Source organism: Pseudomonas sp. MPB26 (assembly GCF_046605355.1).
GTDB lineage: Bacteria > Pseudomonadota > Gammaproteobacteria > Pseudomonadales > Pseudomonadaceae > Aquipseudomonas > Aquipseudomonas cedrina.
This window is the reverse complement of record NZ_CP176793.1, coordinates 5,368,053-5,381,492: the sequence shown is the minus strand read 5'-3', so window position 1 is coordinate 5,381,492 and position 13,440 is coordinate 5,368,053. Positions and strand designations below refer to the sequence as shown.

The 13,440-nt window shown below is 61.2% G+C and carries 13 protein-coding genes and 1 pseudogene; 12 read left to right on the top strand and 2 right to left on the bottom strand.

The features are described 5' to 3' along the window. Positions 1-12: 12 nt before the first annotated feature. The 3 genes from ACLH0H_RS24530 to ACLH0H_RS24520 all read left to right on the top strand — a co-directional run bounded on the left by ACLH0H_RS24530 (position 13) and on the right by ACLH0H_RS24520 (position 2,407). Positions 13-1,350: an MFS transporter gene (locus tag ACLH0H_RS24530; RefSeq protein WP_411380003.1), complete on the top strand. Its 1,338-nt coding sequence runs from the start codon at positions 13-15 to the stop codon at positions 1,348-1,350. 203 nt (positions 1,351-1,553) lie between these two features. Continuing rightward, positions 1,554-2,006, top strand: coding sequence for a thiol-disulfide oxidoreductase DCC family protein (locus tag ACLH0H_RS24525; RefSeq protein ID WP_411380002.1), 453 nt, complete (start codon positions 1,554-1,556; stop codon positions 2,004-2,006). Then, positions 2,003-2,407 (top strand): DoxX-like family protein, encoded by a 405-nt coding sequence (locus tag ACLH0H_RS24520; RefSeq protein ID WP_411380001.1) that lies wholly within the window; start codon positions 2,003-2,005, stop codon positions 2,405-2,407. Before ACLH0H_RS24525 ends, ACLH0H_RS24520 begins: the two co-directional genes overlap by 4 nt. Here ACLH0H_RS24520 and ACLH0H_RS24515 read toward each other — a convergent pair. Further along, positions 2,319-3,479, bottom strand: a complete 1,161-nt coding sequence (locus ACLH0H_RS24515) for a saccharopine dehydrogenase NADP-binding domain-containing protein (protein ID WP_411380000.1) — start codon at positions 3,477-3,479, stop codon at positions 2,319-2,321. The genes ACLH0H_RS24520 and ACLH0H_RS24515 overlap by 89 nt on opposite strands. 393 nt (positions 3,480-3,872) lie before the next feature. Here ACLH0H_RS24515 and ACLH0H_RS24510 point away from each other — a divergent pair, with 393 nt between their 5' ends. The 7 genes from ACLH0H_RS24510 to ACLH0H_RS24480 all read left to right on the top strand — a co-directional run bounded on the left by ACLH0H_RS24510 (position 3,873) and on the right by ACLH0H_RS24480 (position 9,604). Then, a complete protein-coding gene (locus tag ACLH0H_RS24510) occupies positions 3,873-4,169 on the top strand; it encodes a hypothetical protein (RefSeq protein WP_411379999.1) in 297 nt (98 codons plus the stop codon). Between the two features lie 60 nt (positions 4,170-4,229). After that, the gene (locus ACLH0H_RS24505; protein ID WP_411379998.1) at positions 4,230-4,772 is read left to right on the top strand and encodes an AAA family ATPase; all 543 of its coding nucleotides are present in this window, start codon (positions 4,230-4,232) and stop codon (positions 4,770-4,772) included. Positions 4,773-4,844: 72 nt separating this feature from the next. Further along, positions 4,845-5,591 carry a sulfite exporter TauE/SafE family protein gene (locus tag ACLH0H_RS24500; RefSeq protein WP_411379997.1) on the top strand — a complete coding sequence of 249 codons (747 nt, stop codon included), beginning with the start codon at positions 4,845-4,847 and terminating at the stop codon, positions 5,589-5,591. Positions 5,592-5,734: 143 nt separating this feature from the next. Next, complete coding sequence (locus ACLH0H_RS24495; protein ID WP_411379996.1) at positions 5,735-6,355, top strand: LysE family translocator; 621 nt, start codon at positions 5,735-5,737, stop codon at positions 6,353-6,355. A 13-nt stretch (positions 6,356-6,368) separates the two neighbouring features. Beyond that, positions 6,369-6,524 (top strand): hypothetical protein, encoded by a 156-nt coding sequence (locus ACLH0H_RS24490; RefSeq protein ID WP_411379995.1) that lies wholly within the window; start codon positions 6,369-6,371, stop codon positions 6,522-6,524. A 540-nt stretch (positions 6,525-7,064) separates the two neighbouring features. After that, the gene (locus tag ACLH0H_RS24485; protein WP_411379994.1) at positions 7,065-8,441 is read left to right on the top strand and encodes a pyridoxal-phosphate dependent enzyme; all 1,377 of its coding nucleotides are present in this window, start codon (positions 7,065-7,067) and stop codon (positions 8,439-8,441) included. Then, positions 8,438-9,604 carry a cystathionine gamma-synthase gene (locus tag ACLH0H_RS24480; RefSeq protein WP_411379993.1) on the top strand — a complete coding sequence of 389 codons (1,167 nt, stop codon included), beginning with the start codon at positions 8,438-8,440 and terminating at the stop codon, positions 9,602-9,604. Before ACLH0H_RS24485 ends, ACLH0H_RS24480 begins: the two co-directional genes overlap by 4 nt. A 141-nt stretch (positions 9,605-9,745) precedes the next feature. On the opposite strand, the gene ACLH0H_RS24475 is transcribed toward ACLH0H_RS24480, so the two are convergent. Beyond that, complete coding sequence (locus ACLH0H_RS24475) at positions 9,746-11,944, bottom strand: OsmC domain/YcaO domain-containing protein (protein ID WP_411379992.1); 2,199 nt, start codon at positions 11,942-11,944, stop codon at positions 9,746-9,748. A 190-nt stretch (positions 11,945-12,134) separates the two neighbouring features. Here ACLH0H_RS24475 and ACLH0H_RS24470 point away from each other — a divergent pair, with 190 nt between their 5' ends. Beyond that, complete coding sequence (locus ACLH0H_RS24470; protein ID WP_411379991.1) at positions 12,135-12,809, top strand: HAD family hydrolase; 675 nt, start codon at positions 12,135-12,137, stop codon at positions 12,807-12,809. 95 nt (positions 12,810-12,904) lie between these two features. Continuing rightward, a pseudogene (locus ACLH0H_RS24465) lies at positions 12,905-13,171 on the top strand (PAS domain-containing protein); the annotation flags it as partial. Positions 13,172-13,440 lie beyond the last annotated feature (269 nt).

Sequence of the window (13,440 nt, the reverse complement as noted above, 5' to 3'; positions counted from 1 at the left end):
GAGGCCTTCCCCATGACGAGCCCATCCACCGAACAGGTCAGTCCCCAAACCCTGCGAAAAGTCATTATCGCCGCCGGCATCGGTAACTTCGTCGAGTGGTTTGACTTCGCCGTCTACGGTTTCCTCGCCACCACCATCGCCCAGCAATTCTTTCCCAGCGGCGATGCCAGCGCGGCGCTGCTGAAAACTTTTGCGGTGTTTGCCGTGGCCTTTGCGTTCCGGCCCTTGGGCGGTATTTTCTTCGGCATGCTCGGCGACCGGATCGGCCGCAAACGCACGCTGGCCATGACGATTCTGCTGATGGCCGCTGCCACTACCTTGATCGGCCTGCTCCCCACTTACGCCGCAATTGGCGTCGCGGCGCCGATCCTGTTGTCGCTGATCCGTTGCGCCCAAGGCTTCTCGGCCGGGGGCGAATACGCCGGGGCCTGCGCCTACCTGATGGAGCACGCGCCCAGTGATAAACGCGCCTGGTACGGCAGCTTCGTGCCGGTGTCGACGTTTTCCGCCTTCGCCGCCGCAGCCGTGGTGGCGTACGCCCTTGAAGCGTCGTTGTCCGCCGAGGCGATGGGCAGTTGGGGCTGGCGCCTGCCGTTCCTGATCGCCGCACCGCTGGGCCTGGTGGGGCTTTATCTGCGCTGGAAGCTGGATGAAACGCCGGCCTTTGAGGCCGTGAAACAGGAACACGCGGTCGCCCACTCCCCGCTCAAAGACACCTTGCGCAACCATGGTGCAGCGATCTGTTGCCTGGGCGCTTTTGTGTCGTTGACGGCACTGTCGTTTTATATGTTCACCACCTACTTCGCGACGTACCTGCAAGTGGCGGGCGGGCTGAGCCGGGCGTTGGCCTTGCTGGTGTCGCTGATCGCATTGATCTTTGCCGCGGCGATTTGCCCGCTGGCGGGGCTGTACTCGGACCGTGTGGGGCGTCGGATCACGGTGATGACCGCGTGCACGCTGTTGATCGTCGTGGTGTACCCGTCATTCCTGATGGCCAGTTCCGGTTCGTTTGCGGCGTCCATTGTCGGCGTGATGTTGCTGGCGGTGGGAGCGGTGTTGTGCGGGGTGGTCACGGCGGCGTTGTTATCGGAAACGTTCCCGACCCGCACGCGCTACACCGCCTCGGCGATCACCTACAACATGGCCTACACACTCTTCGGAGGCACCGCGCCGCTGGTCGCGACCTGGCTGATCAGCACCACCGGCAGCAATCTGTCGCCGGCGTTTTACCTGATGGCGGTGGCGTTGCTGGCACTGGCAGGCGGGTTGGCGTTGCCGGAAACCTCGCGGATTTCCCTGCATGAGGTGGGCACAGAGGAAAAAAGCACAGCGGCGTTGGTCTCGCGGTAGGTTCATGAATGCGCGGGGCTGTTCGACACCGATCCCCTGTGGGAGCTGTCGAGCTTTAGCGAGGCTGCGAAAGCGGTGGGTCAGGCGAAGAAAATGCCAGCAATGCCGCCGCTTTCGCAGCCTCGCTGGGGCTCGACAGCTCCCACGAATCACTCAGAACCCGGGTATGATCCAGGCTAATCGACCGCACTGGACCCACGCTCATGGCCACAACCCAAACCCGCCCTTCCCCCGCGCCTTTGCTTCAGCCCGGCGAGACCGTGGTGTTATTCGACGGCGTGTGCAAGCTGTGCAACGGTTGGGCAAGGTTCCTCATTCGCCATGACCACCAACGGCGAATAAAGCTGGCAGCCGTGCAATCCTCCGAGGGGCAAGCCTTGCTGGCCTGGGCGGGGTTACCACTGGATCAGTTCGACACCCTGGCGGTCATCCGCGACCAGCACTATTGGGTGCGCTCGGACGCGGTGTTCGAAATCATCGCGCAACTGCCCGCCGCTTGGCGTCCCTTGCTGCTGTTGCGCGCCATTCCGCGCAGGCTTCGGGATTGGGTTTACGACCGCGTCGCACGCAACCGCTATCGGCTCTTCGGCCGATACGACACCTGCCTCTTGCCACACCCGGATCATGAGCAGCGCTTTTTGAAGGGACCGCTGTGAACGCCTTGGCGCGTATCAACTGGATCGCCCGAGGCGGCCTGGCGTTCGTGTTCGCTTACCACGGGCTGGTGCCGAAGCTGCTGTGGCTCAGCGCGGATGAGCGGTCGATGATGCAGGCGCATGGGATCGAGCAGGTGCAGTTGTTCGCGACGCTGGCGGGTGTTGGGGAGATTGCCCTGGCGTTATGGATCGTGCTTTCGCCACGCAGCGCCTGGCCGATCGCGGTGGCGGCGACGGCATTGACGGGGCTGCTGGTGGATGTGGCGGTGGTCAGCCCAGCGATGCTCAGGGCGGCGTTCAATCCTGTGTCGCTCAATGTGGCCGGGCTGGCGTTGTGTGCAGTGGCGTGGCATGCGCGTCAGAGAAACGCGCCTCCAGGCTCAGGTTCGCCGGGTCGTTGATGGCTGTCAGGTACTCGTCGACGGTGACTTCGCCGACGCACGGCCGCGCGCCGGGTTCCGGCAAGTAGTCTTGGGCGATTTTGATCGCCAGCGCGACAGCGGCGCAGCTGGGGATTTGCGGGCCTTTATCATTCAAGGCGGTCAGTTGCACCGCCAGCGACAAGGGAAGGCCATCGGCACCCAAGCCCTGAACATCGATGTACATCGCGCTCTTGCCATCACCCAATCGTTCGAACCAGGTGCCCAGCCGATGCAGCCGCGCAGCCCAAGCCAGATGATCACGCACTATCCCAACCCGCAGCGCGTGGGCCAACACGCAGTTGGCGACGCCGCCCAGCTTGAGTCCCGCGCCCGCTTTGAAACTCAAGGTGTGGGCGCCATACCGGCCGGCGAATATATCCATGTCGGGCACGTCCACATTGGCCAGCACCCGCGTGCCGAGCTGAGGCAACTTGCGCAGCTTCAGGTCTTGCCAGCCCATCACTTCATGCACCTGGCCATTGCGCAGTTGCTTGATCGGTTTACCCGCATAGGCGAGCACACCTTCAACCGTCGACAGGCCCGGCATCTTGGCCGAGGAAGAAATGCCGTGTTCGATTGAGTCGATGCGCGAGAAGCGATACCGGTACTGATCGAGGATCGCGGACGACAGCGTCGGCACTGAACTGCAGCCACTGCGTATCGCCACGCCCGTCTGCTTGGCCTGCATATCCAACGCGCCCACGCCATTGACGAAGATGCGGCAGTCGGACAGGTCGCAGTAGTTCACGCCCGCCTCGATGCAGTGCTGGGCAACAGCATAGGGCTGCCCCTGAAAAGGGCCACCGGTATGAATCACCAACCCAATGCCGTTCGACCGCAGAACGCCAGCGAACCCGGCTCCCATGGCATCGCCACACCAGCCTTCGTAAACGGTATCGAACTGCGCGTTCAGCTCATCGAGTTTGCGCTGCAGCTTATGCGGGTCGCGTCCCGAAATCACCAGTTCGATGCCCGTCGCTTGCGCCAAATGCCGACAAACGATGCTGCCGAAGTTGCCGTAGCCACCGATCACCATCACCCTGAGTGCCATTCCATGCTTCCCTGAACAATCGATTGTGCGCTGAGTCTGAGGCAGACCGGCGGCGCAAGGCAATGCACTAGGCTGCCGCCTTAGCTCCCGCATTCATCAAGAAATAAACTTACGTTACACTCGCCGCTCTACACATGGCAGCAGGTTTCACTTCACCGATCCCGGTGGCTATGAACTGGTGGTCTGGACCGTGCAGCGGTAGCGTTGCGAATGCGTGAGCACTCCTCGAGCAGATTGAACGGTGATCCATGAGCCTAACCCTTCAGACCGCAGCCAATGGTCACCTGACCCTGAACCTCAACGAGATGCCTGACGCGTTTTGGCACCCGCTGGCCGACAGGCTCATCAACCATCACGGATTCCAACGGATCGGATCTCCAGGCTTCGGCTTAGATGAACAGATTCACCCCGATTTCCAGTGCGCCGATTTCAGCCTCGCGGCTGGCTGGGACATTTGGTCTGGGCATTATTTGCTTTCAGACTCCACGGCGGGTGATCGCAGATTTGAGTGCAGTAGAAGTCATGGCTGCCAGAGCGGTTGAAAGTGCCACCCCTTCAAAAGTGTTTGATATCTGGATTGAGCCCGACGGTACCGCCTCGTATACCTGTGGCTTCTTTGCTGGCGAGATGGAAGATGAGCTAGTGGACGTGCGTCGCAATCAAGAGGGTGTTTTGAGCATGGGTGGCTAGGTGTCTGGCATCACAACACTCAGCGGCAAATTGATAGCCAGCATGACAAATGGAGGAAAAATGCGGATCTACATCACCGGCGCCTCATGCGCAGGCGTGACCACCCTGGGTCGAAACCTCGCAACGCAGCTTGATATACGCCAGGTCGATGTCGATCACTTCTACTGGATACCAACGGACCCACCGTTTACAACCAAACGTCCACCCCGTGATCGTGTGTCATTGATGCAGCAAGCACTCGGTAGCGGCGATTGGGTGCTGAGCGGTTCCTGCATGGGTTGGGGAGATGCGTTGATTGGCGATGCGGATCTGATTGTATTCGTTGTGACCCCTACCACTGTTCGCCTTGAACGGCTAGCTGCACGTGAAAACGCGCAGTTTGGAGACCGGATCGCACCGGGTGGTGACATGCATGAAATACATGTGGCCTTTCGGGAATGGGCTTCGCAGTATGACGACCCGAACTTTCCAGAACGCAACCGAGCGCGGCACGAGGCGTGGCTATCATGCCAGACGGTCCCGATCATACGCGTTGACGGGATGAGCAGTGCCGAGCAGATGGCGGCGGATGTGATTCGTGCAGCGTCGCAAACGGCGCAGTAGCTCGAAATCGGGACAACCCGCAAAGCTTCATGTGACCGCCGATTCCCAGAACAGCAATGCGAGCACCTCAACATGATGGGTCATGAGTGGTTGACAGGCGTCGGTCTGGTTCTCCTCGGAATAATAACGGGGTTCTTTGGGACCAACACGGGAGGGAGTGTTTTTTTAACCGTCCCGGTGATGATCTGGCTGGGAATTCCGGCCCAGTCGTCGATCGCTACCGCGCGCCTGGCTTCGGTAGGAACCATGGTTGCCGGACTGCGACACTTTCATACTCAAGGAAAGGTCGATTATGCGTTGGCCGTTCCGGCTGCGGCATTGGGGCTGGCCGGCGCTCTGGGAGGAGCGAGCCTGCTCCTTCAAATAGATCCAGCACTGCTGCACAAAGTCATTGGCGCGCTGACATTGCTGCTCGTCGCACTGTCCCTGATAAAAAAACCTTCTGGCAGCGAAACACCTCCCTCAGCGATCAGGCGTCTGTTTGGCTATATCCTCGTCATGCCGGTAGGAATGATCGGCGGGTTATTCGGTGGACAAGCCAAACTTTCGACGTATCTATTCATTATCTTCTTCAGAAAAACCATCAGCGAATCGGTGGGTACCCGCAAAGTCGGCGGGCTCATCCTCTCGGCGGGCTCACTTATAATCTTCGGCGTAAATGGCATCATTAACTGGCCGTACGGAGGTTGCCTGGTTATTGGCACGCTATTGGGTGCGGATGCCGGCGCGAAGTTCGCGCTAAAGAAGGGCGACCAATGGATGGAGTCAGTTTTCAATACAATCGTGATCGCGTTGGCATTGAGGATGTTGTTCTGGTGAGCAGAAAGCGTCGGAATCTGAAAACTGCTTCGATTCTGCGGTCCGCTCGCGTTGGTGTCGTCGAAGTCCCAACGCGCACGTTGTCCAACCGCCTCCACTGCCCTTATCCTCGCATCTCCCGCCCACGCGAACCCGGAGCCGCCATGGACCTCACCACCCTCGCCCTCTTCCTCCCCGCCTGCTTCGCCCTGAACATGGCGCCAGGCCCTAACAACCTGCTGTCCGTCAGCAACGCCACCCGCTACGGCTACCGCACCTCGTGCCTGGCCGGTATAGGCCGGCTGCTGGCCTTCGCCGGCATGATCGCCCTCGCCTCGGCCGGCCTGGCGGTAGTGTTGCAAACCTCGGAGTTGCTGTTCTACGGGATCAAGATCCTGGGCGCGGCGTATTTGTTTTACTTGGCGTACCAGCTGTGGCGGGCTAATCCCGAGGTGCAAGAGCAATCGGCTACGGCCACGGTGGGCGTGTGGGCGTTGGCGCGTCAGGAGTTTCTAGTGGCGGCGGGCAATCCAAAAGCGATCCTGATCTTCACCGCCTTTTTGCCGCAATTCGTGGTGCCCGGCGAGCCGATCACTGCGCAATTCGCGTTGTTGGGGGCGTTGTTCCTGCTGCTGGAGTGGGTCGCCATCAGCGCGTACGCCTACATGGGACTGCACATGCGTCGCTGGTTTGCCGAGCCGCGTGGCAAGCGGCTGTTCAATCGCTGCTGCGCGGGCTTGTTGTCGGCGGCGGCGACGGTGTTGTTGATGGCGCGCAGGGCTTGAGCGATGACCCGGGATGAACTCGCCGACTTCTATCAAAGGCCCGTCTAGAGGCCGCTGGAATGCAATGATCGGCAACGGCGGCTGCAAAGACGGTGTGTCAGGCGACGAATACGTTGGCATTGCCGCCGCCTTCGCAGCCTCGCTGGGGCTCGACAGCTCCCACAGTTGAGCTGCGGTGCTGCTGAAAAAGGCGCCAGTCGCTACACCGCAAATCCAACCGACAAAAGCCGATCCCCTGTGGGAGCTGTCGAGCTTTAGCGAGGCTGCGAAAGCGGAGTGTCAGTCGAAAAAAATGCCAGCAATACCGCCGCCTTCGCAGACTCGCCGGGGCTCGACAGCTCCCACAGTTGAGCTGCGGTGCTGCTGAAAAGGTCGCCAGTCGCTACGCCGCAAATCCAACCGACAAAAGCCGATACCCTGTGGGAGCTGTCGAGCTTTAGCGAGGCTGCGAAAGCGGAGTGTCAGTCGAAGAAAATGCCAGCAATACCGCCGCCTTCGCAGCCTCGCTGGGGCTCGACACACACATTTGAGCGACTTACATCTGACAGGGCTCGATCGACTATCAGGCCGCCACGGGCAAACCTGGCCGGCAATGCGCCAAAAAAAGACAGCCTGCGGACTGTCCGGTTGCGACCTGCCCGATCCCGGCCTATCGTCGATCCCATGCTTTGCCGTTTGCTGTCCATCCCATCCGTATTCAGGTGACGACATGCCCAGCCTTCCCCGCCCCGCCGTCCTCGAACTGATCGGCAACACACCGCTGGTTCGGGTCAGCCGGTTCGATACCGGCCCGTGCACGCTGTTTCTCAAACTTGAATCGCAAAACCCCGGTGGTTCCATCAAGGACCGCATCGGCCTGGCCATGATCGACGCCGCCGAACGTGACGGCCGCCTGCGCCCCGGCGGCACCATTATCGAAGCCACTGCCGGCAACACCGGCCTGGGCCTGGCGCTGGTCGGCCGGGCCAAGGGCTACCGCGTCGTCCTGGTGGTGCCCGACAAAATGTCCACGGAAAAGGTGTTGCACCTCAAGGCCATGGGCGCCGAGGTGCATATCACCCGTTCGGACGTGGGCAAGGGCCATCCCGAGTATTACCAGGATGTCGCCGCGCGCCTGGCCAAGGATATTCCCGATTCTTTCTTTGCCGACCAATTCAACAACCCGGCCAACCCGCTGGCCCATGAGACCAGCACCGCGCCGGAAATCTGGGCGCAAACCCAGCATGACCTGGACGCGATTGTGGTGGGTGTCGGCTCGGCCGGTACGCTCACGGGCCTGAGCCGTTTTTTCAAGCGCGTGCAGCCCGAGCTGGCCATGGTGTTCGCCGATCCCGTCGGCTCGGTGATGGCGGAGTACAGCCGCAGCGGCCGCTTGGAAACGCCCGGTTCGTGGGCCGTGGAAGGCATCGGCGAGGACTTCGTCCCGTCGATTGCCGACTTGTCGAGCGTGCGCCACGCCTATTCCATCAGCGATGAGGAAAGCTTCGATCACGCCCGCCAGTTGCTCAAGGCCGAGGGCATTCTGGGCGGTTCATCCACCGGTACCCTGCTGGCCGCGGCCCTGCGCTATTGCCGCGAACAGACCGAGCCCAAGCGCGTGGTCACCTTTGTCTGCGACACCGGAACGCGCTACCTGTCGAAGGTGTACAACGACCAATGGATGAACGACGCGGGCCTGCTGCAATACAAGCACTACGGCGACCTGCGTGACCTGATCGCGCGGCGCTTCGAAGACGGCCGCGTGATCAGCGTCAGCCCTGACGATACCTTGCTCACCGCGTTCCAGCGCATGCGCCTGGCGGACGTTTCACAACTGCCGGTGCTGGTGGACGGCCGCGAACTGGTCGGTGTGATCGATGAATCCGACATCCTGCTGGGCCTGCACCATGACGCCGCGCATTTCAACATGATCGTCGCCAGCGCCATGACCGACTCCCTGCGCACCCTGCCCCCCAGCGCCAGCCTGGGCGAGTTGCAGGCAGAGCTGGATCGCGGCCTGGTCGCCATTATTGCCGACGCCTCGGGCTTCCACGGCCTGATCACCCGCGTCGACCTGCTCAACCATCTACGGAGGTCCCTCGCATGAGCCAGCCTGAAAAAAGCGCATTTGCCACCCGTGTGATCCACGCCGGGCAATCTCCTGACCCGACCACGGGCGCGCTGATGCCGCCGATCTACGCCAACTCCACCTACCTGCAAGACAGCCCCGGTGTACACAAGGGTTTCGACTATGGCCGTTCCCACAACCCCACGCGCTTTGCCCTGGAGCGCTGCGTGGCGGACCTGGAAGGTGGCAGCCAGGCGTTCGCGTTTGCCTCCGGGCTGGCGGCGATTTCGACGGTGCTGGAATTACTCGACGCCGGCGCCCACGTGGTGTCCGGCAATGACTTGTACGGCGGCACGTTCCGCCTGTTCGACAAGGTACGCCAACGCAGCGCCGGGCACCGCTTCAGCTATGTCGACCTGAGTGATCCGTCGGCGTTTGAAGCCAGCTTGCAGGACGACACCCGCATGGTCTGGGTCGAGACCCCAAGCAACCCGCTGTTGAGCCTCACCGACCTCAACGCCATTGCGCGCATCTGCCGTGATCGCGGCATCCTCTGCGTGGCCGACAACACGTTCGCCAGCCCTTGGGTCCAGCGTCCACTGGAGCTGGGGTTTGATGTGGTGGTGCACTCGACCACGAAATACCTAAACGGCCACTCCGATGTGATCGGCGGCATCGCCATCGTCGGCGACAACCCCGCGCTGGCGGAGCGCCTGGGCTTCCTGCAGAACTCGGTCGGCGCCATCGCCGGCCCCTTCGACGCCTTCCTGACCCTGCGCGGCGTGAAAACCTTGGCGCTGCGCATGGAGCGCCATTGCAGCAACGCCCTGCAACTGGCCACCTGGCTGGAACAGCAACCGCAAGTGGCGCGGGTTTATTACCCAGGGTTGGCAACGCACCCGCAGCACGAGCTGGCATGCAGACAGATGCACGGGTTTGGCGGGATGATTTCCATCGACCTGAACAGCGACCTGGCCGGCGCGAGGCGCTTCCTGGAAAACGTCAAGGTATTCGCCCTGGCCGAAAGCCTCGGCGGCGTGGAAAGCCTGATCGAACACCCGGCGATCATGACCCACGCGAGCATCCCGGCGGCCACGCGGGCGCAGTTGGGGATTGGTGATGGGTTGGTGCGGCTGTCGGTGGGGGTTGAGGATCTGGAAGATCTGCGTGCCGACCTGGCCCAGGCCTTGGCCCATATATAAACAGCGCAGACAGCAGAGATCCAAATGTGGGAGCGGCGGTGCGACGATTCGACTTGCTCGCGAATGCGGTGGATCAGTCGATTAATCTGTCGACTAACACTCAGCATTCGCGAGCAAGCCCGCTCCCACAGGGGATTTGCGTCAGCTTGAAGCCAGGTTGGCACGCGCCCCGTGCAGCTTCTTGTAGCTCTCGATCAAGCGCTGATGCCGCTCCAGCCCTTCCAGCTTCATGCTGGTCGGCGTCAAGCCATAAAAACGCACACTGCCGTTGACCGAACCAATCACCGCGTCCATGCGCTCATTGCCAAACATGCGGCGGAAATTGGCTTCGTAGTCCGCCAGGTCCAATTCGTCGTCCAGTTCCATCTCCAGCACCGCATTCATCGCCTGGTAGAACAGGCCGCGGTCGGCGGTGTTGTCGTTGTACTGCAGGAACATTTCCACGCACTCCTTGGCCTCTTCGTATTGCTTCAAGGCCAGGAAGATCAGCAGCTTCAACTCCAGGATGGTGAGCTGGCCCCAGACGGTGTTGTCGTCGAACTCGATGCCGATCAAGGTGGTGATGTCGGTGTAGTCGTCCAGCTCGCTTTCGATCAGGCGCTCGACCAGCGCGTGCAACTCGGCGTCATCCAGGCTGTGCAGGTTGAGGATGTCCGCGCGGAAAAACAGCGCCTTGTTGGTGTTGTCCCAGATCAGGTCGTCCACCGGGTAAATTTCCGAGTAGTCCGGCACCAGGATCCGACACGCAGTCGCGCCCAGGTGTTCATACACCGCCATGTAGGACTCTTTACCCATGCCTTCAAGAATGCCGAACAGGGTGGCGGCCTCCTGGGCATTGGAGTCTTCGCCTTCGCCCGAAAAATCCCACTCGACGAACTCATAGTCCGACTGGGCACTGAAGAAGCGCCACGACACCACCCCGCTGGAGTCGATGAAGTGCTCGACGAAGTTGTTCGGCTCGGTCACCGCCTGGCCTTCGAAGGTTGGCTGCGGCAGGTCGTTCAAGCCTTCGAAACTGCGGCCTTGCAACAGTTCGGTAAGGCTGCGCTCCAGCGCCACTTCCAGGCTTGGGTGCGCACCGAAGGAGGCGAATACGCCGCCGGTGCGCGGGTTCATCAAGGTCACGCACATCACCGGGAACTCACCGCCCAGGGACGCGTCCTTTACCAGTACCGGGAAACCCTGGGCTTCCAGGCCCTGGATCCCGGCGAGAATCCCCGGATACTTGGCCAGTACCTCGGCCGGCACGTCCGGCAGGGCAAACTCACCTTCGATGATTTCGCGCTTCACCGCGCGCTCGAAGATCTCCGACAGGCACTGCACCTGGGCTTCGGCCAAGGTGTTGCCCGCGCTCATGCCGTTGCTGAGGTAGAGGTTTTCGATCAGGTTGGATGGGAAGTACACCACCTCGCCGTCCGATTTGCGCACGAACGGCAGCGAGACGATACCGCGCGCTTCGTTGCCGGAATTGGTGTCGAACAGGTGCGAGCCACGCAGCTCAAAGTCGCGGTTGTAGATCTTCAGGCAGTACGCATCGAGGATTTCGCTGGGCAGTTCGTCATCGGGGCCTGGCTGGAACCAACGCTCGTCCGGGTAGTGCACGAACGGCGCATTGGCCAGTTCCTCACCCCAGAACTGATCGTTGTAGAAAAAGTTGCAGTTGAGCCGCTCGATAAACTCGCCCAGCGCCGACGCCAAGGCGCCCTCCTTGGTCGCGCCCTTGCCGTTGGTGAAGCACATCGGTGAATGCGCGTCGCGGATATGCAGCGACCACACGTTGGGCACGATGTTGCGCCACGAGGCGATTTCGATCTTCATCCCCAGGCCGGCCAGGATCGCCGACATGTTGGCAATGGTCTGTTCCAGCGGCAGGTCTTTGCCGGCGATGTAGGTAGGTGTCGCCCCGGCAGCAGCCGGCATCAACAGCGCCTGGGCATCAGCGTCGAGGTTGTCGACCTCTTCGATCACGAACTCAGGCCCGGCCTGCACCACTTTCTTCACCGTGCAACGGTCGATGGAGCGCAGAATGCCCTGGCGGTCCTTGTCGCTGATATCCGCCGGCAATTCCACCTGGATCTTGAAGATCTGGTTGTAACGGTTTTCCGGGTCGACAATGTTGTTCTGCGACAGGCGGATATTGTCCGTGGGAATGTTGCGCGTGCTGCAGTAGAGCTTGACGAAGTACGCCGCACACAACGCCGACGACGCCAGGAAGTAATCGAAAGGCCCCGGTGCCGAGCCATCGCCTTTGTAGCGGATCGGCTGGTCGGCAATCACCGTGAAGTCATCGAACTTGGCTTCGAGCCGGAGGTTGTCGAGAAAGTTGACCTTGATTTCCATGGGGGCACACCAGAATAACGGGTAGACAAAATGGCCGCCATTATGAGGGGTTTGCGCGCAAAGTTCAGGCTTTTGCGCTATGCGCAGCGCCGCGCGAAAAATCGAACCCCCAAACTCCAGGGCACTCCAAGCCACGTGATGTCACTCAAGCTGATATCCCATCACCCCGTTTTGATTGGAGAACAGCCCCATGCGACCGCAAACTTCATTTATCTTCGACCTCGACGGCACCCTGACCGACAGCGTCTATCAAAACGTCGCCGCCTGGAAAGAAGCGCTGGACGCCGAACGCATCCCCTTGGCGATGTGGCGCGTTCACCGCAGGATCGGCATGAGCGGCGGGCTGATGTTGAAGTCGCTGTCCCGGGAAACCGGGCTGGACATCAGCGAGCCGCAAGCCCGACGTCTCGAAGACCTGCATGCCGAGGCCTACGCACGCTTGCAGGGCCAGATCATTGCGCTCCCCGGTGCGCTGCAGTTGCTCGAGACCCTCAGCGAGGCCGGCCTCAACTGGTGCATCGCAACCAGCGGCGGTGTCGATACCGCCAAGATCAACCTCAAGGCCCTGCAACTGGATATCGAGCAGGTCAACATCATTACCCGCGACGACGTGAAGTACGGCAAGCCCGACCCGGACCTGTTCCTCACCGCCGCCGAGCGCATGCAGGTGCCGATCGATGAGTGCCTGGTGATCGGCGATGCGGTCTGGGACATGCTCGCCGCGCGTCGTGCAAAAGCCACCGGCATCGGCCTGTTGTCCGGCGGCTATGACATCGGTGAGCTTGAGCGCGCCGGCGCCCTGCGCGTCTATGAAGACCCGCTGGATATGTTGCAACATCTGGATGAGATTGCTTCGCGTCCTTGAGCCCATGCTTCGCTCCCTGAATACCGTCCGACAATCAGTCATCAACTTATCCGATGTGGTGCCGATGACCTTCAGGTAATTCAGGGAGCCGTCGAATGCGCAACAACCAGCCCGTAACACAGCGCGAGATTTCCCTCGCGCCTCAGCAAAAACTCATTTCCGCCACGGATGTCCGAGGCAACATCACTTATTGCAACGATGCCTTTGTCGATATCAGCGGTTTTGAACGTGATGACCTGATCGGAGCGCCGCAGAACATCGTGCGCCATCCCGATGTGCCTCCGGCGGTGTTTGCGCACATGTGGAGTGCGCTCAAGCAAGGCCTGCCGTGGATGGGCATCGTCAAGAACCGTTCGAAAAACGGCGACCACTATTGGGTCAACGCCTACGTCACGCCGATCTACGAAGGCAGCAGCGTGGTGGGCTTCGAGTCAGTGCGGGTCAAGCCCAGCGCCGACGAAGTTCGCCGTGCCCAGGCGCTGTACCGCCGCATCAGCCAGGGCAAGCCGGGCGTGCCGCGCCAGGATGCCTGGCTGCCGGCCGTCGTGAGCTGCGTGCCGTATGTGGCAACCGGACTGGCCGGCAGCCTCGCCGGTCTGTTCCTCAGTGCGCCGGTGGCCATTGCCGTGGC

Coding starts and splice junctions, on each gene's coding strand:
- ACLH0H_RS24510 (WP_411379999.1), top strand. CDS start 3,873: ATGAACAGATTCACCCCGATTTCCAGTGCGCCGATTTCAGCCTCGCGG.
- ACLH0H_RS24470 (WP_411379991.1), top strand. CDS start 12,135: ATGCGACCGCAAACTTCATTTATCTTCGACCTCGACGGCACCCTGACC.
- ACLH0H_RS24485 (WP_411379994.1), top strand. CDS start 7,065: ATGCCCAGCCTTCCCCGCCCCGCCGTCCTCGAACTGATCGGCAACACA.
- ACLH0H_RS24515 (WP_411380000.1), bottom strand. CDS start 3,479: ATGGCACTCAGGGTGATGGTGATCGGTGGCTACGGCAACTTCGGCAGC.
- ACLH0H_RS24480 (WP_411379993.1), top strand. CDS start 8,438: ATGAGCCAGCCTGAAAAAAGCGCATTTGCCACCCGTGTGATCCACGCC.
- ACLH0H_RS24490 (WP_411379995.1), top strand. CDS start 6,369: ATGAACTCGCCGACTTCTATCAAAGGCCCGTCTAGAGGCCGCTGGAAT.
- ACLH0H_RS24530 (WP_411380003.1), top strand. CDS start 13: ATGACGAGCCCATCCACCGAACAGGTCAGTCCCCAAACCCTGCGAAAA.
- ACLH0H_RS24525 (WP_411380002.1), top strand. CDS start 1,554: ATGGCCACAACCCAAACCCGCCCTTCCCCCGCGCCTTTGCTTCAGCCC.
- ACLH0H_RS24505 (WP_411379998.1), top strand. CDS start 4,230: ATGCGGATCTACATCACCGGCGCCTCATGCGCAGGCGTGACCACCCTG.
- ACLH0H_RS24495 (WP_411379996.1), top strand. CDS start 5,735: ATGGACCTCACCACCCTCGCCCTCTTCCTCCCCGCCTGCTTCGCCCTG.
- ACLH0H_RS24475 (WP_411379992.1), bottom strand. CDS start 11,944: ATGGAAATCAAGGTCAACTTTCTCGACAACCTCCGGCTCGAAGCCAAG.
- ACLH0H_RS24500 (WP_411379997.1), top strand. CDS start 4,845: ATGATGGGTCATGAGTGGTTGACAGGCGTCGGTCTGGTTCTCCTCGGA.